Genomic DNA, 21576 nt, shown 5'->3' with positions numbered 1-21576 from the left:
ACCCTGATGTCGGTCGCTCTCGGCCCGTCCGGCATCCGGTTCGTCAACGAGCGGACTGTGAAAAATTGAATTCCGGCACAACACGGGCACTTTCGATCCGCTCTACCGGCAGCTGTATCGCCACCCCGTCGAGCGCGAGTTCGATGTGCTTACCATCGTCGCTCACCCCCAACACCTCGCCTTCGAAGTTGCGCCGACCATCGCGTTTTTCCTCGAGCCGCACGCGAATCTGGTGACCGCGGTAGCGAGCGACCTGCTCGACTGTAAACAGCGGCCGATCGAGCCCAGGCGACGACACCTCGAGATCATAGTGACCGCTGATCGGATCTTCGACATCAAGGACACCGCTCAGCTGCCGGCTGACCGTCTCGCAATCCTCGATGCCAATGCCGTCGGCGTGATCGATGTAGACTCGCAACACTGCTTGCCCGCTGCCAGCCGAGGCATGCTCGACGCCAAGGGTCTCGTAGCCCATCGGCTCGACGACCGAGGTCACCAGGGTTGTTAGTCGATCATTTGCCCGTCGCATCTTAAAGATTCAGTACCGCTGATAGGATCGCGTCCACCCGGCTTGCGATGGCCGAGTACTGGCTAGAGTTCACGGCGAGCGCGGCACCCATCGCATGTGCTGGACCGCAAACAAAAAAGAGGGCCAGCGGCCCCCTTGTTCGGAGCAGCACCCTGCGAGACTCTGCCGGAAGCAGCCTCGTCTGGGGTCTGCAGCGGATCGCGGATGAAAAAACCCCGAGACCGGGGCCATCACGCCTGAGGCGATGAGCGGCATCAGCCAACTCAACCCTTGTATCTCAGCCAATGAATGATAAGCCTATCGTGAGCGAAACGCAAAACCAGAACGCAATGCCGGCTTCGTCGCCCGATGCTGACGCCGAGGTCGAGGCCGAGGCGAGCAAGCTGCGCCGCGCGTCGGTTGCCGATCTGATCGCGGTGGCGGAGGCGCGGACTCGTGCCCTGCTAGGGCGCTTGGAACGCACTCGAATCGAGATCCGTTTTGATCTGCGCGGCAAGAGCGCGGGCCAGGTGCGCATTCGCCCAGACGGTCGCGCTCTGATCCGCTACAACCTCGAGCTACTCAAGCGCGGCGGCGCCGATTTCATCGAGGAGACGATCCCGCATGAGGTCGCCCATGTCCTGGCCTATCAATGTCACGGTCCGGGCATCCGCCCGCACGGAGCCGAATGGCAGCGCATCATGCGCATGCTCGGCGCCGAACCGACGCGCTGCCATGATTACGATGTGAGCGGTTTAGAGACACGCACGCTGCACTACTTCGACTATCACTGCGGCTGCATGGCGCATCGGCTCTCGAGCATCCGCCACAATAAGGTCGCGAAGGGACAACGCTACCTCTGCAAGCGCTGCGGCGAGCCGCTGAAGCGCGGTTCGCGGAGCGCCGCGTCCTAAGCATGCAGCGAGTTCGCTTAGGTCCGATCTCAGGCAGCTATTGGGTTTGGCTGTTCGACGAGTGCCTTCACCCAACGCTCCATGGCCTCATTCGCGGGCGGCATCGGCGCTTCGAGGAACGTCACGATGAAGCGATCTCCCTGATCGACGACGCCGATCGAGCGCGGCCGAACCGCCATCACATGCGGGTCGAGCAGCTTGGTGCCAAAGCAGAACAGGATGTGCTTCGCGGACTCGATCCCCTCGGCGATCCGCCCGGCTGGCAACGAGCGCGTGTGCTCGAGGTGATCGAACTCGCCAATGTAGCGCGCAACCTCGTGCGCATCGATGCACGTCTTCAGGTAGGCAATCACCGACTCGACATCCGTGAAACGGGTTTCGTCCTTGCTGACTTCGAGGGTGTAAATCGGGTATTTCTCTTGCAAAAGGGTCTGTTTCATGGATGATCTCGAACAGGTTGAAGGGCGGTGGATAAGGTCCCGCCGGACGGCGGGCTCTAGGGATTTCCGCCGCTAATGCCCAGGCAGGCAGATGCCATGGCGCGCGATGGCGTACAGGGTGCGCAAAAGCAGGAAGGCGACCACGAGCGTGAGGACCGCGAGCAGCCCGGCGCCGATCCAGCGATACACATCACCCTGGCCCTGCTCGAACATCAGCATGCTGGCGATGCTGATCGCCGCGAGCGGGAAGGTATAGGCCCACCACGAGAGGAAGAAGCGCAAGCGGGCGAAGTAGCGCGCTTGGACAAACAGCAGCAAGGTCAAGAACAGGGCGACGAAGTAGAGCACCTTCGCCACCGGATCGAGCTGGCCCACCAGTTTGATGTAAGCGATGAAGCCCACCGCCGGTGGCGCGATCAGGATGAACAGCGTCGGCATGAAACGCTCAGGGATCGGAGCGTGGAACAACAGCCGATAGAAGATAATCGTCATCAGCAGGCCCCAGAACAGGAGGCCAATACTGAAAAAGAACCAGGAGACGTCGATGAATCCCAGCGGCATACCAGCGACTGGCACCAACACATTACCGACGGCGGGAATGAACCAGGCCGGGTTCATGTGATGGACCTCGAAGTGTTCATGATGGATCCAGACGCTGACCACATAGAGCGTGAACAGCAGGTGCAAGCTGGCACCGGTCATCCACAGCGGGCGGCTGATGGACTCATCGATGGGCAAGAAGGCAATCGAGAGCAGCAACAAGCTGATCGAGATCGCGGCAAAGAAGTTGAGTTTGACCGGGTGGCGCAGCTCTTCGAGCACCGTTTTCGGATACACCACCAGCTTTGCCAGATAGAACAGCAGCAGGAGCACGAAGATGGCCGCCGTCGTGCTCGCCATCCACAGGCCAATACCGAGGCTGGGATCGAGCCCGACGCCATCGAGTTCGAGCGCGAACACGTGCAACGCCTTCTCCCAGGCGATGGTCAGCCCGGAGAGGCCCATCACCACGGCGAAGAAGGCGATTGGGAAATGAGGAAGTCGACGGGTATCGAGAGCAGTCTGTGACATACCAAGGGGCCGCAACGCGGAATCGGACATAACTGAGGAGAATTCTAAGGATTACGCGCGCAATGGCATTGAAGAAGCGCAACATCCGACGGCCAAGGCCCCGCGCCCAGGCCGCTCACTGATGACGCTGACCGGACGTTCTGGCAGAGTAGGCAGCGCTCAGCCCCGGTAAACGTGTCGCCAACCCCTTGCTCCGGAGCCAACCCGATGACCTGGAAGACCGCTCACCGCTCGTTCTACTACCACAACGCCCCCGAGCCTGAAGATCCGGTCCTCATCCATGCCGAGACCGCCTTGCTCTGCATCGATGTCCAGAACTATGGCATGGAACTGCATGAAGATCCGAGCGAGCGCGTGCGCTGGGCGCCGTTCCATGAGCGCATGCGCGTTACAGTGATCCCCCGGCTGCAAGCGCTGCAACAACGGTTTCGCGAGAACGGCCTGGACGTGCTCCATGCCCGCATCGCCTGCCAGCTCGAGGACGGGCGCGATCGCTCGCTGAGTCAGAAGATGCCGGGCTGGAACAACCTGCTGATGCCCAAGGACAGCCCAGGCTCCCAGATCATCCCGGAGCTGGCACCGGCGCCGGGCGAGATCGTAGTCACCAAGACCACCGACAGCGCGCTGACCGGCACCAACCTGCGCCTGTTGCTGAGCAACATGGGCATCCGCACCCTGATCGTGACCGGCATCTACACCGATCAATGCGTTTCATCGACAGTGCGCAGCCTCGCCGACGAGAGTTTCCAAGTGATCCTACTCGAGGACTGCTGCGCGGCAGGTACCGACGCATTGCACGAGCAAGAGCTGGCGATCATCAACATGATCTATTGTCATGTGATGAGCAGCGAGGAGCTGGTTGGCTTGATGGGCCTGGCTTGATAGTGCCGGACTAAAGACCAGCCAAACCATCGATGCGCAATAGCTGCTGCACCAGATCGCCCGTATCGTCGGACTGATCCAGATCCTCGAGTGCTGTCCAAGAGTAGTCCGCCTCAAGCCGATAGGAGGCGACATAGGGATGTGGCGGTGCGTCGCGCCAATCCTCGGGCGACAGCATCGAGAAATAGCGGCGGCCATCAGGCCTTTGATAGAGATGGTAGATCTTGCCGGGCAGACGCTTGAAAGCGCACTCGGCATGGGTCAGCGCGTGCTCGTCGCGCGCCTCGTCCAGGGCTTTGCGTGCCTCGGCCTGAAGGGCTTTGATCTGATCGGCGATGACGCGCAGCTTGGCGCTCGTACGCGCGCTGAGCATGGACTCGGCGCGTTCGATCTCCTCGGCCAGAGCCGGGGCCTGAAATGCCGGCGCCAGCCGGCTAACCGGATACGGCGAGCTGCGCTCGGAACCTTGATGGAGGATGGCTTTCTTCTCTTCAGTCATCAGATACCTGAGGGGTTGGTTGATAGTGGAGGGTTGATAAGAGCGACACGCGGCGCTCACTGCTGCAGGGTACGGCCACCATCGACGGCAATGATCTGGCCGGTGATGTAATCGGCGTCGCGTGCCAGAAAAAGCAAGGTGCGCGCAATGTCGTCCGGCGAACCCGCGCGGGCGAGCGCCGTGCGCCCAAGGATCTCATCCTTGGTGGTGTCCGACAGCCCCTGTTCCGGCCAGAGGATGGCGCCCGGCGAGATGCCGTTGACCCGCACCTCGGGGCCGAGTTCGCGCGCTAGGGTCTTGACCATCATCGCATTCCCAGCCTTGGCGATGGAGTAGATCGGATGCGTCTTGAGCGGTCGCTGGGCGTGGATATCGACCAGATTGACCACCGCCCCGTGGTTTGCGCGCAGCAGTCGGGCGGCGGCGCGGGTGAGAAAGAAGGGCCCCTTGAGATTGGAGCCCAGCAGCTCGTCCCAGTGCGCCTCGGTGGCCTCCTCGAGCGGCGTCGGGTAGAAGCTGGAGGCATTGTTGACCAGCAGATCCAGGCGCCCGTGATAGGCTTCGACCTCGGCGAGCAGGGCCGGCAGGCGCGGGATGTCGCAGAGATTCGCTTGCACTAACTGCACCGAGCCTTGGCGCTGCGCCTGCAGCTCCTGCTGCAAGGCTTCGGCGGCCGCGCGCGACCGATGATAGTGCAGCGCCAGATCGGCGCCCTCGGCGTGCAACAGGCGCGCGATGCGTGCGCCAATGCGCTGCGCCGCGCCGGTGATCAGCGCAACCTTGCCGCTGAGTGAGCTCCGCGCTGGGCTCATTGGATTCGAAGCTGTTCGATCGCTCAAAGGACCCTCCCAAGCTATCCCTGATTCGTGATGATTGATACTTCAGACCAGACCAGCGCCCAACGCACGGCACTTGACGCCCTGGTTCGCCACGAGATCGTCGCCGCCGGCGGCCGATTAGCGTTCGACCGTTTCATGGACCTCGTGCTCTATGCGCCTGGACTCGGCTATTACGTCGCTGGTGCCCCGAAACTGGGGCCGAAAGGCGACTTTGTCACCGCCCCGGAGATCTCGCCGCTGTTCGCGCGCTGCCTCGCGGCGCCCAGCCGCGAGGTCTTGACCACGCTCGGCGCCCATGGCGCCGGCTGCGGCGATCTGCTCGAGCTCGGCGCCGGCACCGGCGCTCTAGCGGCCGAACTGCTGACGGCCCTAGCCGCGCACGGCCCATTGCCGGAGCGTTACCTGATCCTAGAGCCGAGTCCGGATCTAGCCGAACGGCAGCGTCGGACCCTAACAGAACGGGTACCCGAACTGTGCGAGCGTTGCCACTGGCTCGAGCGCCTACCAGAGCACTTCAACGGCATCATCCTCGCGAACGAGGTGCTGGACGCAATGCCGGTGCATCGTTTCCAGATCAGCGACGAGGGCCGGGTGCAAGAGGTTTGCGTCGGCATCGAGGGCGAGGGCTTCGCCGAGATCCTCGCGGAACCGGCCGCGCCCGCGCTCCAGTCCGCGGTCGAGGCCTTGCAGGCCAGGGGCCTCGCCACCCAGCCTGGCTACCGCTCCGAGATCAATCTGCGGCTCGCGCCCTGGACCCAGGCCCTCGCCACCATGCTCAATGCGGGCCTGCTACTGCTGATCGACTATGGCTATCCACGCGCCGAGTTCTACCTCGACGAGCGCGACCAAGGCACCCTAATGTGCCACAGTCGTCATCGCGCGCACAGCGACCCCTATCGCAACCTAGGCTTGCAGGATATCACCGCTCACGTCGATTTCAGCGCCCTGGCCGAGGCCGGCCAAGCCTCGGGACTCGAGCTCGCCGGCTACACCACCCAGGCCAACTTCCTGATTGGCTGTGGCATCGATGCGCTGATTGCCGAGGCCGGCGCCGATGATCCATTGGCGATGCTAGCGTTGACCGCCGGCGCCAAGCAGTTATTGTTGCCGAGCCAGATGGGCGAGCGTTTTCAGGTGCTGGCGCTGTCGAAAGGGCTCGACGCGCTGAGGCTCGGTGGCTTCGCCGTTCGCGATCTCAGTGACCGGCTCTAACCTGGACGGCCCGGCGAACATCGGACCACGACGAACGCCACATTGGCCTTAGCCTCAGCGCAGATAGGTCGGCACGATGGTCTCGATGTCGCTCGGATGGATGCCCAGCTCGAGCAGCCCGGCGTGCTTGCCGCAGGTGCTCGGGATCTGCATCGAGTGGTAATTGTCCATCGTGAACGGCTTGCCGGGCAGACGCTCGAACAACTCGGCCTGCCAGCGCGAGGCGCGATCGTTGAGGCCGATCAGCAGACGCCGTCGACCGATCCAATGTGCGGTCTGCGCCACCAACTCCTCGAGACTGAACACCCGCGGGCCACAGAGATCGTAACGCTGGCCGATGGTTTGCGGGTCTTCCAACGCGCGCGCGATGGCCTCGCAGACATCGCCCACCCACACCGGCGCGAAGCGCGCCTGCGGACAGGCCAGCGGAAAGACCCCCGGCGTCAGCTCCAGCAAGGACGCGAAGCGATTGAAGAAGCTGTCGCCACGACCGAAGATCACCGATGGGCGCACGCTGGTGACCTGCAAACCCTCGGCCCGATGCGCCAGCGCCTCGCCCGCGCCCTTGGAGCGCAGATAGGCGCTGGCGCCGCGCTCGGCATCGGCGTTCAACGCGCTCATCTGGATCAGGCGTGGCACGCCGGCGGCGGTCGCGGCGGCGGTCAGCTCGCGCACCAGCTCGACATGCACCCGCTCGAAGGTCGAACGGCCGTCCTCGTTGAGGATGCCGATCAGGTTCACGACCGCCGTGCAGCCCGGCAGGAGTTCATCGAGCGTGACCCGATCCAAGGCCGTGACGGGCTCCAGGGTCAGCTGCTCGAGCAGCTTCAGCTCGCGGTGGCGATGCGGCCGCCGCGTCGGTACCAGGCAATGCCAGCCGGCCCGACCGAGACGGCCGAGCAGGTGCTGCCCGACGAAACCGGTACCACCGAGAATACAGACTGTTTTCGCGCTCATCCAAACGGTCCCTAAGGCTCAAGCAGGGTCATCGGCACCCCGGACGGTGAAAATCGTGCATTATGAACCTCTAGCGGGGCCTGATCCAGCGCTCCGGCTCGGTTCCGGCACCGCACCTAGCGGTCATCGCCTGGCATCCGAGCTTCATCCGACGTCTGTGGAGAGATGACACCATGGCAGTAGGCCTAGACGAAAAACTCGAGCCCATTTATCAGGATGTGCTGCACCGCAACCCCGGCGAGACCGAGTTCCACCAAGCGGTGCGCGAGGTGCTCGAGTCACTGGGCCCGGTGCTGGTGAAGTACCCCGAGTTCGCCGACTACAAGATCATCCAACGCATCTGCGAACCGGAGCGCCAGATCATCTTCCGCGTGCCCTGGCAGGACGATCAGGGCGTCGTGCACATCAACCGCGCCTTTCGCGTCGAGTTCAATAGCGCGCTCGGCCCCTACAAGGGCGGCATGCGCTTTCACCCCTCGGTGTACCTGGGCATCATCAAATTCCTCGGCTTCGAGCAGATCTTCAAGAACGCCTTGACCAGCCTGCCGATCGGCGGTGGCAAGGGCGGCAGCGACTTCGATCCCAAGGGCCGTTCCGATCGCGAGATCATGCGGTTCTGCCAGAGCCTGATGACCGAGCTGTATCGCCATCTCGGCGAGAATACCGATGTCCCGGCCGGTGACATCGGCGTCGGACAGCGCGAGATCGGTTACCTGTTCGGCCAGTACAAGCGCATCACCAATCGCTATGAATCCGGCGTGCTGACCGGCAAGGGCTTGGACTGGGGCGGCAGCCGCGCACGCACCGAGGCGACCGGCTACGGGGTGGTGTTCTTCCTCGAGGAGATGCTCAAGGTCCGCGCCGATTCGCTCGACGGCAAGACCTGCGTCGTCTCCGGCTCCGGCAATGTCGCCATCCACGCCATCGAGAAGATCCAGGAACTCGGCGGCAGGGTCATCGCCTGCTCGGATTCCAACGGGGTGATCCTCGACGAGGGCGGCATCGATCTGGCGTTGCTCAAGGAGATCAAGGAGATCGAGCGGCGCCGGATCAAAGTCTATGCCGAGCGCAAGCCCGACAGCCTGTATACCGAGAACGGCGGCATCTGGGACATCCCCTGCGCGCTCGCGCTGCCCTGCGCGACCCAGAACGAACTGACCGAGAAGGATGCGCGCACGCTGATGGCCAATGGCTGCATCGCGGTCGCCGAGGGCGCCAACATGCCGACCACGCCCGAGGCCATCGAGCGTTTCTTCGAGGCCGGCGTCGCCTTCGCCCCAGGCAAGGCGGCGAACGCCGGCGGGGTCGCCACCAGCGCCCTGGAAATGCAGCAGAACGCCAGTCGCGATTCCTGGTCCTTCGAGTACACCGAGGCGCGCCTGCGCGAGATCATGACCAGCATCCACAGCACCTGCTTCGAGACCGCCGACCAGTTCGGCCAGTCTGGCAACTATGTGGTGGGCGCCAATATCGCCGGCTTCCTGAAGGTCGGCCGCGCGATGGTGGCGATGGGGCTGATCTGAGTGCTGGCGTTGACGGCTGGGTTGGCTAGCTGGTCGGCTCGACTGACTCGGCCGGCTGATAACACAGCAAGCGTTGACGCACCACATCGGCGCTCAGGCGCAGGCCGGTGGCGCTCACATCGACCACGCTGACGCTCGCCGCCACCTCGGGATCGGTCTCGGCGGGCGCGGCGATGCGTGTCGCAGTGGGCAGGCGCTCGAGCCAGTCCGGATGGTAGTGATGACCGGGCAGGCGGGGAAACAGGGCGACATAGGCGATGCCGGACTCGACCAGATCCTGGAAGAAGTGCGAGCCGAAGGACAGATCCGGGGTCATGCCAGCGCCGATCTCGGCCACCTCGGCGATCACCGCCATGCGGTTGATGTCGGCAAAGCGGATCGGCACCCCCAGCTCGGGGCTGCTGGTCCCCCACCGGCCGGGGCCGATCAGCAAGGTTGGGCAGGCGTCGCGCTCGGCAAGGGCGCGGTTGACGTCACCGACGAGCCGCCCGACGGCGTACTTTTGCGTCCGCGACAAGGCGCCATAGCGGCGGCCATCGACGCGGATCACGCGGCTGATCGGCCGATCGATATTGCCGCCCATGAAATGCCCGCGGGTGGCGAAGAACAACCGCTGCTCGGCCACCGTCTCGGGCAGCTCCACCCGCTGCGCCGGCCCCAGGGTTTGCAATGGGCGGCACTGCACGAGACTGAAGGTCGGCGTGCCGTCGGCGGCCAGGTGCGCGGTGAACTCGATATCGACTGGATAGGCGTAGGCCGCCTCCAGCGTGCGCAGCATGCGCTGCAGCACCGCGCCGAAGGCGGTGCGCTCGAGCAGGGGCGCGAAGGTCACGCGCCAGACCGGCGCGCCACCGCGCGCGCGTGCCCGCTCGCTGGCCTCGCGGTCGAGTTCGGCGCACCAGGACAGCGGCCAGGCCGGCGCCAGCGCCGCCAGATCACGCACCGCGAGCGTGCGTGGCCGGTTATCGCTGATGTCCAGCACATCGACATCGTGCTGGGAGAACTGGCCCGGATCATTGGCATCGCGAAACGGCAGCCGGCGCGGCTGATCGAGCGCGACCACGCGCGCGTGATCGCCCTCGATGCGATCCACGGCACGGGTTCCCAGGCCCACCACCAGCCGCAGCATGCCGGCGGCCGGGTCCAGATCGGGCTCCCAGACGAAGAGGTTGCGCGAGACCCCGACGCCGGCACAATCGGGCAGATAATAGCGCCCGTGATAGCGCCCGTTGACTCGCTGCAGCAGCAGCGCCATCGGCTCCTCGCGCGCCTCCAGCCCACGCTGGCGACGGTAGACCAGGGCATCGTTGCTCATGGTGCTGGCGAACACCTGGCGGATCGCCGCCTCCAACTGCGCGAGGCGCTGCTCCGGCGAGCCCTGGTTGACGCAGAAGACACTCTCGTACTTGCCGGCGAAGGCGTTGCCGAAGCCATCCTCCAGCAGGCTGCTCGAGCGCACCAGGATCGGATACTGCCCGAAGTGATCGAGCATGCGCTCGAGATCCAGACGCACCTCCTCGGGCAGTTCGCCTTGGCGCAGATCGGCGTGCAGGGTCTCTGCCTCGGCGAAATAGCCCTCCGGCGTGCGCTGGCGCATCAAGCGCGTCCACCAGCCGTTGTGCACCAGATAGGAGTAGTAGACATCGGAGCCGAGGTAGAAGGAATCATGTGGCTCCAGGATGGGCGCCCAGAACGCCGGATCATCGCGCTCGAGGATGCGCCGCGCGAGTAACATGCCGACGGCCTTGCCACCGATGAAGCCGCTGCCGATCATGCGCCCGCGGATGGCGACCAGATCCTGCAGATCGAGATGCCGCCGGGCCAGGTCGAGCACCTGCTCGTCGCGGCTGATGAGCACCCGATAGAGCTGGTCAAGCACCTGCGCGCGTTGCGCGTGCGGGGCCTCGCGCGCGGTCAACTCCGAGGCCTCCAGGAACAGCCGATCCCAGTAATCCATCTGACAGGCGCTTTCGCTGTCGCGCCGCAGCAGCGCCGCCTGCAAGCGCGTCGCCGCACTGCTGTTGGCGACCGGCGTGAAGTCGCCGTTATGGTGCGTGTGCGGCAGAAACATGGTCGGCGAGTGCCGGCCGCTGACCTTGACCGGCTGCAGATAGCGCGCGTTGTTGGCATGGCGCACGTCGATCAGCACCTGGGTGGTGTCGCGGATGCGCGCCATGGTGCGGTGGGAGTGCGCCTGCGAGAGCAGCCCGAAGTAGGCCACGGTGTCGAGTTCACAGAGATAGGGGCAGACCACCCGGAACAGGTTGCCGACCATCAGATCGGTGGCCCAGGCCGAGAGCAGATCGGAGAGGCAGTCGAAGACATAGAACGCGCCCCGACCGTGATCGGTGATCAACTGATGCACATGGCGCGTGAAGGCCTCGAACCCGCGCAGGGCATCGACGCGCACGCGACGCACCGAGGGCCCCGGCGCGATCAGCGGCGCATGGCGCCCGAAGCGGACATAGATGACCGCGCGCCCCTGGGCGGCGGCGGCGCTGACGAAAGGCGGCACGAAATGACGATAATCTTCGATATCATCCACGCGCCAGACGACATTGTCGCCCAGGCGCAGCCCATCGAGCACCCGGTCCAAGCCGTCCAGACCGGTCGAGACGAGATCGCCCGCCTGTCTCGTTGCCTGTGTGCTTTCGCTCATCATCGAATCGATCCTCATGCCTCACGCCCTCAAACCGACACGCCCCGAACCGGCACACCCTGAGCCCCATTGACTCCCCTCGCCCTCATCGCTTACTTGGCCACTGGCGCACTCGCCGGCCTGCTCGCCGGGCTGTTCGGGGTCGGCGGCGGGGCGATCATCGTGCCGGCGCTGCTCGCCCTCTTCGCCTGGCTGCCGTTGCACGGCGACTGGGCGCCGCATCAAGCCGTCGCGACCTCCTTGGCGACCATCGTCGCCACCGGCGCGATCTCGGCCTATACCCATCATCGGCGCGGCGCCGTCGACTGGAGCCTGTTTCGTTGGCTCGGCACCGGGCTCTTGCTCGGCGCCGGCCTCGGGGCGTTCGCTGGCGCCTGGATCGCCCCGCTCTGGTTGCAGCGTCTGTTCGCCGGCTTCCTGCTTTATGCCGGGCTGCGCATGTTCTTGCGCCCGGTCAGGCCGCGCCCGCGTCCGCGACCCGGATCGACGCGATTGCTCGGCGCCGGCCTTGGCTTCGGCACCCTGTCCGCCCTGCTCGGCGTCGGCGGAGGCATTCTGGTGGTGCCCTTTCTCGCCCGGCATGGGGTCGCCATGCGCCACGCCATCGGCACCGCGAGTGCCTGCGGCGTGCCGATCGCAGCCGCCGGCACCCTGGGCTTCGTGCTCTCGGGCTGGCAGCAGAGCGGATTGCTCGCCCACAGCCTCGGCTTCGTCTACTGGCCGGCGGCGCTCGCCATCGTCAGCACCAGCATGCCGAGCGCCTCTCTCGGTGCGCGCCTGGCGCATCATCTGCCCACCGCGACCTTGAAACGCCTCTTCGCCGGCCTGCTGATCCTGGTCGGCCTCGGCCTGCTCATCGGTTGAGGTCAGTGGCCGCTGCCGCCCTGGGGCCAATCCCAGCTCGGTGCTTCGAGCCAGAGGCGCCGATAGAGATAGGTGTTGCCAGCGGCATCGCGCATCACCAACCGCCCTTGCTGCTCGGCCAGCTCGTAGGCACGCACACTTTCGGTGGTGGGCTCGTAGAAGGCGATGCGCTCGCCACGGTGCTGGAACAGGCCCTCGATATGCCCGCCCTGAGCTGCATGCAGCCGAAAGCGTGGTTGGCGCAGGATCATCAGCCCGCCATCGCGCCCTTCCCAGATCCCATCCAGGCGGTTGCCGCTGCTGGCCCAGGGCCAGCCTCCGTTCGCGGTGAAGGCGTCCGTCATGCCGCGCATGCCGAAGGCGGTGATCGGATCGGCGAAGCTCTCATAGCCCGGCATCTGGCCCCAGGGCATCTGGCCACCGAACGGGCTCATACCCGGCATCATCGAGGGCATGGACGAGGCGGGCGCATCGCCATCGCCATCGAAGAGCCCCATCGCCTCCATCATCCGCGCCATCGCCTGGGCCATGGCATCGGCCGCATCGCCAGCGGTAGCGGGCGCGGGAACGAGGGCCGACAGACTCAGCACGACGGCGATGAGGAGAAAAAAACGCATGAGGCTGCAGCGATAGAGGGGAGCAGTTGGCAGGAGGCAGTGGGAAAAGAGCGCGTGGCGACGAGGGTAAGACCCCGCAGCGGGTCAGGATAACAGAGCCGTGAAAGATCGATCAGCGTCTCCCGCTCAGGACTGCGTCAAGGCACCGGACGCAGCAAGGCGCCGACCCGCAACGGCTCCAGCCCGAGCCGGTACCGATAGATGACGCGATAGGTCAGGACGCGGCGCACGTATTGGCGCGTCTCGGCATAGGGAATCTCGGTCATCCACAGGGCGCCGGGCATCGGCGCCTCCGGCAGCCAGCGGCGCACCGCCGTTGGGCCGGCATTGTAAGCGGCGCTGGCGACCAGCGGATGAGCGTTGAAGCGACGCTGCATCTCGGCCAGGTAGGTCGTGCCGAGCGCGATGTTCAATGCCGGGTCGATCAGGTCCGGTCGCTCTGGGGGCGGGCGGCCGGTCTTGCTCGCGACCTCGCGTGCGGTGGCCGGCATCAATTGCATCAGGCCGATGGCGCCAGCATGCGAGGCGGCACCGGGCGCGAAGGCGCTTTCCTGGCGAATGACGGCATAGACCCAGTCCAACGGCAGCCCCTGCTCGGCGGCGGCATCATGCACCAGCGACCGATGGGCGAGCGGGAAACGCAGTTCCAGATCGTCCCAGTAGGCGGCGCGCGCCAGGGTCAGGATCGACTCGTTCACCAGCCCGAGTCGGGCCGCGGCGGCGGCCGCCGCCAGCCGTTGCTCGCGCGACATCGAGCGCGTGAGCGCGCGCCATTCGCGGGCCACATCCTCATCGCGGCCGAGCACTTGCAAGGCCTGAATGGGCGCGATCGTCTCCGAGGCGAGGAGCGTCTCGACCGCATCGGCGGCGACCGGGATCGACTGGTGATCGAGGGCCAACGGGCGCCCGATCAGCTCCGCCGAGAGAAAGCCCCATAGGGTGCGCTCCCTGGCTGCGGAGGCGAAGGCATGCGCGGCCGCCGCGCGCTCGGCCGCGCTGGTCGCGACCCGCATCAGCGCCTGACCGCGCCAGTAGCGCCATTTGCCAAGCTCATCGGCCGCCGCCGGCAGTCCCCGCGACCAGGCGGCGAGCCGCGACCAAGCGCGCGCGCGCAGGGCCGTTTGCAGCCGCGCGAGCTGCAGGTCGATATTGTCAGCGCGCGGCTCGAGGCGCGCCAGCGCATCCAATCCGCGCGCATCTCCGGCCCGCACCAGCGCCTGGCCGACGGCGGCATCGGCGCGTTCGGCGAGCGCCGCAGGCAGGGTCTCGGCCGCGGCGATCGAGGCCCGCAGCAGCTCGGCCTGCGCCGGCGCGCGCTCGGCGAGGCGTTGCAGGCCGTGCACCAGGATGTGCTGGCGGCGCAGCGCGTCCGGCACCTGCTCGGCGGTGAGCGGCGCCTCGAGCAATTGTTCCGGACGCCGATGCACGTCCACCAGCCGCTCCAGCCAGGGCTGCTGCGTGCTCGGCAGATAACGCGCCTGATAGGCAGCGACCCCGGCGTTGTCGTGTGCCAAGGCGCGTTCGACGCGCGCCCAGACCTGCTCGCTGTCGAGCCCGCCGGCGGCGTACCAGGCGGCGAACAACGGATCGCACGCCGCCGGCAGCGAGCGCGCGGTCAGATACAGCTCGGTCAATCCCGCGAAGGCTTGGGCCTCAGGTCCGGTTGTGCGGTCGGCTGCGCGTCCGGTCGCGAGCAGGGCGCGTCGATACCAGCATTCGCGCTGCGTCGAGCCATCATCGACATAGTCCTCGAGGTAGTCCGTCCAGCGCCCCTCGCGCGCGAGTCGCGCCAGCCATTGGTGGCGAATGCGCTCGGCCGGGACGCTGCCCGGGTAGCGTTCCAGGAAGGCCCGCACCTCGGACGCCTCGGCGCGATCGATGCGCGCGTGCAACTCGGCGCGCTGCAGCTCGGCTTGCAGTGGGTGGCCTTCGAGCGTCGCCGTCAACTGCTCGAAGGTGTCCTGCTCGCCGGCGCCGAGGGCCGCGCGCGCGGCATCGAAACGCACCGCGTCCGGGACTTGGATCGCCGCCGCTGCGGCATACTGCGGCTCAAGCTCCGAAGGCGGCTCCAAGGCGCCCGGCAGCGCCCACAACAGTAACGCGAACAGCAGGGCTTGGGCGGCATGGCGAGACCACCCAGGCCGCGCTCGCAGCCGGACCTGTGGCGGTGAAGACGCCCGGCCGTGCGCCGCCATCAGATCCGCCTCGCCCATGGATTTCGACTCCGGCCCGATTGATTTGCGGCGAATCGCGTGCATCTGTCCTCCTCGGAGATCGCCCACACAGCCGAGCCAACCCGCATGTCAACCGACGCACTGCCCGATCTTGCCACGCTGAGCACACTCCTGCGCGAGATCGCGCGCGCTGAACTCCTGCCCCGCTTCGCCCAGCCGCAGGCCCGCGAGAAGGCCGATGGCAGTCTGGTCACCGACGCCGATCTCGCCGTGCAGCGGCGCTTGGTGACGGCGCTCGCCGAACGCTGGCCGATGATCCCGCTGCTCGGCGAGGAGATGTCCAGCGCCGAGCAAGCGCGTCTGCTCGCCGATGAGAATACCGCGCTCTGGTGTCTGGACCCGCTCGACGGCACCAGCAACTTCACCTGTGGCTTTCCCGGGTTTTGCATCTCGCTGGCCCTGCTGCGGGCCGGTCGGGTCGAGCTTGGGCTGGTGCTGGACCCGGTGCGCGACGAATGCTTCAGCGCGCGCCTTGGCCAGGGCGCCCAGCTCGATGGCCAGCCGATCAGACCCTACAGCCCTGGCGTAGATCTTGGGGACTGTCTCGCGATGATCGACTTCAAGCGGTTACCAAAAGCACGTGTCGCCGAGCTGTTCGGTGCTGATTCCTTCCGCTCGCAGCGCAATCTGGGCGCGGTCGCGCTGGAATGGTGCTGGCTCGGTGCCGGGCGTTTCCAGCTCTATCTGCACGGCGGTCAAGGACTCTGGGACCACGCCGCCGGCCGCCTGATCGCCGAGGAGGCCGGCGCCGCGACCCGATTGTACGCGCCCGGCGGCAACGCGCCAGATGCGACCCTCAGGCTCGACAAACGGATCGCCTTGGGCGCCGCGAACGAGGATCTGCTCGGTCAATGGCAAGCGCGCGTGGCCTTGCCGATGAGTCGATGAGTCACGGCGAACAGGCTGTCTGACAGCCACATCGCGGCGCCTCGACACCGCCATCCCGCACACCCCAACCGACGAGGACTCTCCCGATGAGCGAAGCCTTTACCAACCAGGACATGGATCTCAGCAGCGGCATCGCCGCATTCGAATCCAAGCAATTCTCGCGCGCGGTGGGTCTGCTGGGACCGCTCGCCGAGGCCGGTGATCCGGAAGCACAGTATCGTGTTGCGATCATGGCGCAGAATGGGCTCGGTATGCTCGAGAATCCCATGCAGGCTTTCAAATACATGCGCGCGGCGGCCGAGGCCGGGCTCGGCGTCGCCCAGCACGGGCTGGGGTTCATGTACATGGAAGGCGAGTGCATCGATCAAGACGCGAGCAAGGCCGTGGCCTGGTTCAAGAAGGCCGCCGAGCAGGGCTTGGCCGGCTCGCAGACCACCTTGGCGATGATGTACGAGGAAGGGCGCGGTGTCGAGAAGGATCCCGAGGAGGCCCGCCGCTGGTATCACATGGCGGGCTTCGACGAGAAGTAGCGCGCCCGCTCCCGAGGCTGGGCGCGTCAACCGTCAGCAACAGGCGCGACGCTGCTCGGCGGCTTCCGCCAGGCGCAGCAGCATGGGCGCGGTCTGCTCCCAGTCCAGGCAGGCATCGGTGATGCTCTGGCCGTAGACCAGTTCGCCGGCGGCGGTGAGGTTTTGCCGCCCGCCGACGAGATGACTTTCGATCATGGCACCGTGGATACGCGTTTCACCGCGCGCGATCTGACCGGCGACATCCTCGGCGACCCGCGCCTGCTTGTCCGGCTGCTTGCGGCTGTTGGCATGGCTGAAGTCGATCATGATCTTCGGCACCAGCCCCGACTCCTGGATCGCGGTGGCGGCGATGTCGACGCTCTCGGTGTCGTAATTCGGCCGGCTGCCGCCGCGCAGGATGATATGGGTATCCTCGTTGCCGGTGGTGGAGAAGATCGCCGAGTGCCCGTCCTTGGTCAGTGACATGAACACATGCGGGCGCGCGGCGGCATGGATCGCATCGATGGCGACCTTGACGCTGCCATCGGTGGCATTCTTGAAGCCGACCGGACAGGATAGGCCCGAGGCCAGCTCGCGATGTCCTTGGCTCTCGGTGGTGCGCGCGCCGATCGCGCCCCAACTGACCAGATCGGCGATGTATTGCGGGCTGATCAGATCGAGGAACTCGGTGCCAGCCGGCATGCCCTGGTCGTTGAGGTCGATGAGCAACTGACGCGCCAGACCCAGGCCCTTGTTGATCTCGAAGCTGCCGTCGAGGTAGGGATCATTGATCAGGCCCTTCCAGCCGACTGTGGTGCGCGGCTTCTCGAAGTAGACCCGCATCACGATCAGCAGCTGATCGCGGACCTGATCGCGGACCTCGCCCAGCCGCTGGGCATACTCGAGTGCGGCGGCTGGATCATGCACCGAGCAGGGGCCAACCACGATCAGCAGGCGATCGTCCTCGCCGTGCAGGATGCGCTGGATGGCCTTGCGCGTCTCATGGACCGTGGTGGCCGCCGCAGGGGTGATGGGATACTCGGCGTGCAGGTCTTTCGGGGCGATGACCTGCTTGATGGCGCGAATGCGAAGATCGTCTGTATCGTATTGCATGCTCTTTCGTGGTGCGCGCTTGTCCGCACCTTGGTCTCTAAACGCTGAATTATGCCTGTGATGGCGCCTATCTCGCCATGCGCTTGGTGGTGAAATCAGTCCCGGCGAAAACGATGGTGATACGCCAACACTAGATGGCTCGACCGCCGCATGGCTATTCATAGAGATCGCCTTCGCGATCAGCGATATAGGTCAGGCGCGTCTCGCTCAGTGACTCGGCCAGTTCATTGACATGCGCAAAGCCATCGACCCAACGCACGCTCTCTTTGTCCTCAAGGGGTCGGTTGGTGTCTTTCTCCTGCCCTAAGCGGCCGGGCTCGCGCGCCCAGCTGTAGAGATCGAGCAGCCCGAGCGCCACCCGATCCGGGGTCACGGCCAGGGTCGGATGCAGATACAGGCCCCAGCGGCTTTCGTAGTTTAATGGCCCAAGCCCGGCGATGCCCTTCTTGGTGGAATAATCCAGCTCGGTCGTATCTTGGATGCACAGCACCCGGGGATGCTCACGCAGACGCGCCTCGGTACAGGCGATATGCGGTGCCAGCACGCGCTCGGCGGTGACTCGAACAGGCGGTAGGCGGCACGGGTCTCGTGCCAGCCTCCACAGGCGGCGGGAATACTCACCGTCGGTTTGTCTCCCAATTTCTCCAGCAACCCTCGGGCGCGGCAATTCAGACGTTGATCACTCAGATGGATCCCCGCAAACTCGGCGGCCAGTGCACTCATGCCGCCACCCCCAGCGCGGTGCGAAAGTCCACGCGCAGCGGGTAGACATAGACCGTCTTGCGCGGCAAGGCGGCGCGGTGGTGGCGATCGAGCTTGCCACGCCCGGTGGTCTCGCCCAGCGCCTGCCAGTTCGCGGCCCGGTAGCAGGTGCCGGCAAAGCGCGGCGTCTCCACGAAGGTCTCCAGCAGCACCACCGCCTCACCATAGCGCGCCGAGAAGTCGTGGGCGACGCGACGCGCGGCCAACGCCAAGACCTTCGAGGCCAGGTGCTTGACCTGCACGCATGTTTGGCGGCAGCTGCCGAAGGATGTTGACCAGACGACGATAGTCCAGTCTGAAATCATGTCCCCAGTCGGAGATGCAGTGCGCCTCGTCCACGACCAACAGACCAATCCTGTCCGCAATCGGTAGAAGAACCTCATCGACGAAGGATTCATTGGACAGTCGCTCCTGCGAAAATCGCGGTGATCTGGTTTGACAAGATCTGCTGTTGAATCTGCGGCCAGTCTGCCTGTGGCCGTTCGCAACAACGCTTCCGCTGTTTGTCTGTTCATGCTGTCTTCAGCCTCCAGATCCTTATCATCATTGGCCCGCTGCTGCTGTGATGAAGGCGACCAATTTCTCGAGGGTGTATCGATTGTCTACACGGCTGGAGCCTGCTTTGCGCATTGCCGCTATCAACCTGAGCCCTCCCTGAACAGCGTGACTTGATCGATCAGGCAGCGAATCTGCTGGGCAAGAATCGATCGGATTTCATGTTGGAGGCTGCTTGTGAGCGCGCTCAGTCCGTGCCGCTGGACCAAGTCTACTTCCAACGTGAGGCCAGATCTGCTCGCCCCAGAGCCCTTGAGCGCCAGGAGACGTCATTGTGCTGGCGCCCACGCTGCATGTCAGCTGATGGCCGACGATACCGAGCAGTATCAGTGGCTGATCAGACCTCACCCGGGAACGTCTAGCTCGGCGGCGACGGGCAGGCGAGCGACCAGATCGATCAGCGCGGCCTGTCCGGCATGACCACTGCCTTCTTGAAGCTCGCGTTCGTATTCATCGAGGCGCAGGATCTCCATCTCGGCAAAGGCCTCGCGCAGCAGCTCCGGCGTGTACAGCAGCTCGGCACAGGGCGGGCCGCCAGTGCCATAGGCGAGCTGGGCCGGCGTGAAGCCGTGCAGCAAGAGTAGGCCTCCGGGGGTGAGGGTCTGCTGCATGCCGGCGAAGATGGCGGCCCGCAGCGCGGGATCGGCGAACTGGATGAAGATGGCCACGACCAGGTCATAGGCCTCCGGCTCCCACGGCCAATGCGCGAGGTCGGCGTCGCGAAAATCGACCTCGACGCCACGCTCCGCAGCCAGCCGTTGCGCCTTGGCCAAGGCCACCCGGGAGCTGTCCAACGCCGTGACCGCGAGCCCCTGCTCAGCGAGGTAGACGGCATTGCGTCCCTCGCCCTCGGCGACCACGAGCGCGCGCTGCCCCGGCCGCAGCCGATCGCGCTGCGCCACCAGGAAGTGACTCGGCTCGGTGCCGTAGAAGTAGTCGTCACGGTCGAAGCGTTGGTCCCACATGCTGCGTTGCCCTCATGCTCAGTGTCGGTGGACAGTCATTGGTTGGGTCGCGGCTGAAGGCCGTGGCCGCTGTGGTTCAGCATACTTCCGATCACCGCGGACTCGATAGTCCGCCAACGGACTGGTACCGGCGCGCTGGGGTGCTCAAATCGGGATGCGCGTTCCCCGCCGGCCACTACGTTGCCAGAGCTGCTCTGCCAGCAGCAGCCAGAGTGCGATGACGGCGACGGTCATCAGCGACATCAGCGGCAGCGAGCTGACCCGGATCTCGCGTGGGATCAGGTCATCGAGGGTGAGGGCGAGCACGGCGAGGACCAGGCCGGCGGCAAAGCGGCTGCTGACCGCGCGACTGGGCGCGAGGACCCGCTCGCGCAGCACCACGAGGGCGGCTGGTAGCAAGAGCACCAGATGGTGGGTCCAGCTTGCGGGCGCGATCAGGAAGACCGCGATGCTGATCAGCGAGAGTTCCAGGTCGTGATCGAGCGCACCGCGCGGCGGTATCGGCGTCGATGTCGCCTCTGCTGCCTGTTGCTCGAGGCGATTCCGATCTCGGAGCCCTGTTGCTGTCGCGCTGTCCGATGCGAGATCGCGCCGCATCGAGCGCCAGAGCAGCGCGCCAGTGGCACCGATGACGATCAGTATCGCGCTACCGGTGAGACGCGCGGCCAGGGCCGGATCATCGGCGATGAGGGTGCTGAACTTGTTCGGCACCAGGAAGCGCGCGATAGCACCCGCCAGGCTGCGATTCCAGGGCGCGGCGATCGAGCTATGACCGGGGGGCAGCTCGGTGAGGCTGGCGGTGGCGACGATCTCCCGCCACCAGGAGATCCAACTGCCGGTCGGCGCGACCCAGAGGCTGAGCGCGATCAGCAGACCGCCCGCGAGCAGGCCGCCGACGATCAACCGCCGTTGCGGCAGCGGCCCGGCGCCGAGAGCGAGCAGCACATAATGGGGTTTGGCGATGCAGCCGAGCGCGAGCAGGGCGCCCGCGCCGGCGCCTTCGCGACTGCGGCGCAGCGCGCGCCAGTAGCCCCAGATCAGCAGCAGGAGCAAGAGATTGATCTGGCCGAACTGCAGGTTCAGATAGAGCCCGCCGAAGCCGGCGATATAGAGCGGCCCCCAGACACGCAGCCTGTCGCTCGGGTCGTCGCGCGCCAACTCACCGACGATGACGATCATCACCACCAGCGCCAGCAGCAGGTTCAACGCCCGCATCGCGGCGGCCAGTTGCTCGAGGCTCAAGCCGGCGATCGGGTACAGCAACACCAGCGCGGTGGGCGGATAGGTGAAGGGCAGCACGTCGCCGGGGCGACGCGGGTAGGGGTCTTCGGCCTCGGTGAACACGCGCTCGGCGGCGGTCGAATAGACGGCGATGTCGGTCTCGCGCAACGGAATCTGGCTCGTGATGACCGCGAGCAGCGCGATGGCCAGGATCAGCCCCACCCAGCTCACGCGCGAGCGTCCCCGGTCAGGTGCCCAGTCAGGCGTCTGGCCAAGCGCCCGGCCAAGCGCGGCAAGCGGTCGCTGGAGCCAGCGTGCGAGTCCGAGCCGTTGCCTGGGAGCGA

At 65.7% G+C, this 21576-nt stretch carries 22 protein-coding genes and 1 pseudogene; 8 read left to right on the top strand and 15 right to left on the bottom strand.

The window, feature by feature from the left end; genetic code table 11:
* Positions 1-43 precede the first annotated feature (43 nt).
* Positions 44-529, bottom strand: coding sequence for a ribosome maturation factor RimP (gene rimP / locus CCR82_RS10695; protein ID WP_201245781.1), 486 nt, complete (start codon positions 527-529; stop codon positions 44-46).
* Between the two features lie 302 nt (positions 530-831).
* Here rimP and CCR82_RS10690 point away from each other — a divergent pair, with 302 nt between their 5' ends.
* Positions 832-1422, top strand: coding sequence for a SprT-like domain-containing protein (locus tag CCR82_RS10690; protein WP_201245780.1), 591 nt, complete (start codon positions 832-834; stop codon positions 1420-1422).
* Positions 1423-1451: 29 nt separating this feature from the next.
* Here CCR82_RS10690 and CCR82_RS10685 read toward each other — a convergent pair whose 3' ends face one another.
* On the bottom strand, positions 1452-1862 hold the full coding sequence (locus CCR82_RS10685; protein WP_201245779.1) for a DUF6858 family protein: 411 nt from the start codon (positions 1860-1862) through the stop codon (positions 1452-1454).
* Between the two features lie 72 nt (positions 1863-1934).
* Entirely contained in the window at positions 1935-2933 is a 999-nt protein-coding gene (locus CCR82_RS10680; protein ID WP_201245778.1) for an SLAC1 anion channel family protein, read from the bottom strand.
* A gap of 207 nt (positions 2934-3140) precedes the next feature.
* On the opposite strand from CCR82_RS10680, the gene CCR82_RS10675 reads away from it, so the two are divergent.
* The gene (locus CCR82_RS10675) at positions 3141-3815 is read left to right on the top strand and encodes a cysteine hydrolase family protein (protein WP_201245777.1); all 675 of its coding nucleotides are present in this window, start codon (positions 3141-3143) and stop codon (positions 3813-3815) included.
* 10 nt (positions 3816-3825) lie between these two features.
* On the opposite strand, the gene CCR82_RS10670 is transcribed toward CCR82_RS10675, so the two are convergent.
* Together CCR82_RS10670 and CCR82_RS10665 are read right to left on the bottom strand one after the other, a co-directional pair.
* Entirely contained in the window at positions 3826-4314 is a 489-nt protein-coding gene (locus CCR82_RS10670; protein WP_201245776.1) for a DUF2452 domain-containing protein, read from the bottom strand.
* Between the two features lie 56 nt (positions 4315-4370).
* Entirely contained in the window at positions 4371-5126 is a 756-nt protein-coding gene (locus CCR82_RS10665) for a pteridine reductase (protein WP_201245775.1), read from the bottom strand.
* 57 nt (positions 5127-5183) lie between these two features.
* On the opposite strand from CCR82_RS10665, the gene CCR82_RS10660 reads away from it, so the two are divergent.
* Entirely contained in the window at positions 5184-6365 is a 1182-nt protein-coding gene (locus CCR82_RS10660; protein ID WP_201245774.1) for a class I SAM-dependent methyltransferase, read from the top strand.
* Positions 6366-6419: 54 nt separating this feature from the next.
* Here the strand turns inward: CCR82_RS10660 and CCR82_RS10655 are convergent, their stop codons facing one another.
* Complete coding sequence (locus CCR82_RS10655; RefSeq protein ID WP_201245773.1) at positions 6420-7322, bottom strand: complex I NDUFA9 subunit family protein; 903 nt, start codon at positions 7320-7322, stop codon at positions 6420-6422.
* A 173-nt stretch (positions 7323-7495) separates the two neighbouring features.
* Here CCR82_RS10655 and gdhA point away from each other — a divergent pair, with 173 nt between their 5' ends.
* Positions 7496-8845, top strand: coding sequence for an NADP-specific glutamate dehydrogenase (gene gdhA, locus CCR82_RS10650; protein ID WP_201245772.1), 1350 nt, complete (start codon positions 7496-7498; stop codon positions 8843-8845).
* A 25-nt stretch (positions 8846-8870) separates the two neighbouring features.
* Here the strand turns inward: gdhA and CCR82_RS10645 are convergent, their stop codons facing one another.
* On the bottom strand, positions 8871-11504 hold the full coding sequence (locus CCR82_RS10645; protein ID WP_201246046.1) for a PEP/pyruvate-binding domain-containing protein: 2634 nt from the start codon (positions 11502-11504) through the stop codon (positions 8871-8873).
* Between the two features lie 69 nt (positions 11505-11573).
* On the opposite strand from CCR82_RS10645, the gene CCR82_RS10640 reads away from it, so the two are divergent.
* Positions 11574-12368, top strand: coding sequence for a sulfite exporter TauE/SafE family protein (locus CCR82_RS10640; protein WP_201245771.1), 795 nt, complete (start codon positions 11574-11576; stop codon positions 12366-12368).
* 2 nt (positions 12369-12370) lie between these two features.
* On the opposite strand, the gene CCR82_RS10635 is transcribed toward CCR82_RS10640, so the two are convergent.
* Both CCR82_RS10635 and CCR82_RS10630 read right to left on the bottom strand, forming a co-directional pair.
* A complete protein-coding gene (locus CCR82_RS10635) occupies positions 12371-12985 on the bottom strand; it encodes a hypothetical protein (protein ID WP_201245770.1) in 615 nt (204 codons plus the stop codon).
* Between the two features lie 137 nt (positions 12986-13122).
* On the bottom strand, positions 13123-15243 hold the full coding sequence (locus tag CCR82_RS10630; RefSeq protein WP_201245769.1) for a lytic transglycosylase domain-containing protein: 2121 nt from the start codon (positions 15241-15243) through the stop codon (positions 13123-13125).
* A gap of 42 nt (positions 15244-15285) precedes the next feature.
* Here CCR82_RS10630 and CCR82_RS10625 point away from each other — a divergent pair, with 42 nt between their 5' ends.
* Complete coding sequence (locus tag CCR82_RS10625; RefSeq protein ID WP_201245768.1) at positions 15286-16107, top strand: inositol monophosphatase family protein; 822 nt, start codon at positions 15286-15288, stop codon at positions 16105-16107.
* 86 nt (positions 16108-16193) lie between these two features.
* The gene (locus CCR82_RS10620) at positions 16194-16637 is read left to right on the top strand and encodes a tetratricopeptide repeat protein (RefSeq protein ID WP_201245767.1); all 444 of its coding nucleotides are present in this window, start codon (positions 16194-16196) and stop codon (positions 16635-16637) included.
* A 33-nt stretch (positions 16638-16670) separates the two neighbouring features.
* Here CCR82_RS10620 and CCR82_RS10615 read toward each other — a convergent pair whose 3' ends face one another.
* The 4 genes and pseudogenes from CCR82_RS10615 to CCR82_RS10605 form a co-directional block, all read right to left on the bottom strand.
* The gene (locus CCR82_RS10615; RefSeq protein ID WP_201245766.1) at positions 16671-17729 is read right to left on the bottom strand and encodes a 3-deoxy-7-phosphoheptulonate synthase; all 1059 of its coding nucleotides are present in this window, start codon (positions 17727-17729) and stop codon (positions 16671-16673) included.
* Positions 17730-17883: 154 nt separating this feature from the next.
* Positions 17884-18273 (bottom strand): hypothetical protein, encoded by a 390-nt coding sequence (locus tag CCR82_RS10610; RefSeq protein ID WP_242513445.1) that lies wholly within the window; start codon positions 18271-18273, stop codon positions 17884-17886.
* Positions 18274-18341: 68 nt separating this feature from the next.
* Positions 18342-18452 (bottom strand): annotated as a pseudogene (locus CCR82_RS18695) (transposase DNA-binding-containing protein); the annotation flags it as partial.
* Positions 18449-18796, bottom strand: a complete 348-nt coding sequence (locus CCR82_RS10605; RefSeq protein ID WP_242513404.1) for a Druantia anti-phage system protein DruA — start codon at positions 18794-18796, stop codon at positions 18449-18451. The pseudogene CCR82_RS18695 and the gene CCR82_RS10605, both read right to left, overlap by 4 nt.
* A 363-nt stretch (positions 18797-19159) precedes the next feature.
* Here CCR82_RS10605 and CCR82_RS19375 point away from each other — a divergent pair, with 363 nt between their 5' ends.
* Positions 19160-19408, top strand: coding sequence for a type II toxin-antitoxin system TacA family antitoxin (locus CCR82_RS19375; protein WP_420827323.1), 249 nt, complete (start codon positions 19160-19162; stop codon positions 19406-19408).
* Here the strand turns inward: CCR82_RS19375 and CCR82_RS10595 are convergent.
* Together CCR82_RS10595 and CCR82_RS10590 are read right to left on the bottom strand one after the other, a co-directional pair.
* Positions 19391-20011, bottom strand: a complete 621-nt coding sequence (locus tag CCR82_RS10595; RefSeq protein ID WP_201245765.1) for an SAM-dependent methyltransferase — start codon at positions 20009-20011, stop codon at positions 19391-19393. The two genes, CCR82_RS19375 and CCR82_RS10595, sit on opposite strands and share 18 nt — an antisense overlap.
* 144 nt (positions 20012-20155) lie before the next feature.
* A complete protein-coding gene (locus CCR82_RS10590) occupies positions 20156-21463 on the bottom strand; it encodes a glycosyltransferase 87 family protein (RefSeq protein ID WP_201245764.1) in 1308 nt (435 codons plus the stop codon).
* Positions 21464-21576 lie beyond the last annotated feature (113 nt).

It is taken from the genome of Halochromatium salexigens, assembly GCF_016653295.1.
GTDB lineage: Bacteria > Pseudomonadota > Gammaproteobacteria > Chromatiales > Chromatiaceae > Lamprobacter > Lamprobacter salexigens.
Note: the sequence above shows the minus strand (reverse complement) of the source record. Positions and strands in the feature narration are given on the sequence as shown.

Excerpts from the sequence above, each read along its gene's own strand:
- CCR82_RS10670 (WP_201245776.1), bottom strand. The coding sequence starts at position 4,314 with ATGACTGAAGAGAAGAAAGCCATCCTCCATCAAGGTTCCGAGCGCAGC.
- CCR82_RS10595 (WP_201245765.1), bottom strand. The coding sequence starts at position 20,011 with ATGTGGGACCAACGCTTCGACCGTGACGACTACTTCTACGGCACCGAG.
- CCR82_RS10665 (WP_201245775.1), bottom strand. The coding sequence starts at position 5,126 with ATGAGCCCAGCGCGGAGCTCACTCAGCGGCAAGGTTGCGCTGATCACC.
- CCR82_RS10655 (WP_201245773.1), bottom strand. The coding sequence starts at position 7,322 with ATGAGCGCGAAAACAGTCTGTATTCTCGGTGGTACCGGTTTCGTCGGG.
- CCR82_RS10685 (WP_201245779.1), bottom strand. The coding sequence starts at position 1,862 with ATGAAACAGACCCTTTTGCAAGAGAAATACCCGATTTACACCCTCGAA.
- CCR82_RS10635 (WP_201245770.1), bottom strand. The coding sequence starts at position 12,985 with ATGCGTTTTTTTCTCCTCATCGCCGTCGTGCTGAGTCTGTCGGCCCTC.
- CCR82_RS10680 (WP_201245778.1), bottom strand. The coding sequence starts at position 2,933 with ATGTCACAGACTGCTCTCGATACCCGTCGACTTCCTCATTTCCCAATC.
- CCR82_RS10620 (WP_201245767.1), top strand. The coding sequence starts at position 16,194 with ATGAGCGAAGCCTTTACCAACCAGGACATGGATCTCAGCAGCGGCATC.
- rimP (WP_201245781.1), bottom strand. The coding sequence starts at position 529 with ATGCGACGGGCAAATGATCGACTAACAACCCTGGTGACCTCGGTCGTC.
- CCR82_RS10625 (WP_201245768.1), top strand. The coding sequence starts at position 15,286 with ATGTCAACCGACGCACTGCCCGATCTTGCCACGCTGAGCACACTCCTG.
- CCR82_RS10660 (WP_201245774.1), top strand. The coding sequence starts at position 5,184 with ATGATTGATACTTCAGACCAGACCAGCGCCCAACGCACGGCACTTGAC.
- CCR82_RS10615 (WP_201245766.1), bottom strand. The coding sequence starts at position 17,729 with ATGCAATACGATACAGACGATCTTCGCATTCGCGCCATCAAGCAGGTC.
- CCR82_RS10645 (WP_201246046.1), bottom strand. The coding sequence starts at position 11,504 with ATGAGCGAAAGCACACAGGCAACGAGACAGGCGGGCGATCTCGTCTCG.
- CCR82_RS10605 (WP_242513404.1), bottom strand. The coding sequence starts at position 18,796 with ATGATTTCAGACTGGACTATCGTCGTCTGGTCAACATCCTTCGGCAGC.
- gdhA (WP_201245772.1), top strand. The coding sequence starts at position 7,496 with ATGGCAGTAGGCCTAGACGAAAAACTCGAGCCCATTTATCAGGATGTG.
- CCR82_RS10630 (WP_201245769.1), bottom strand. The coding sequence starts at position 15,243 with ATGCACGCGATTCGCCGCAAATCAATCGGGCCGGAGTCGAAATCCATG.
- CCR82_RS10675 (WP_201245777.1), top strand. The coding sequence starts at position 3,141 with ATGACCTGGAAGACCGCTCACCGCTCGTTCTACTACCACAACGCCCCC.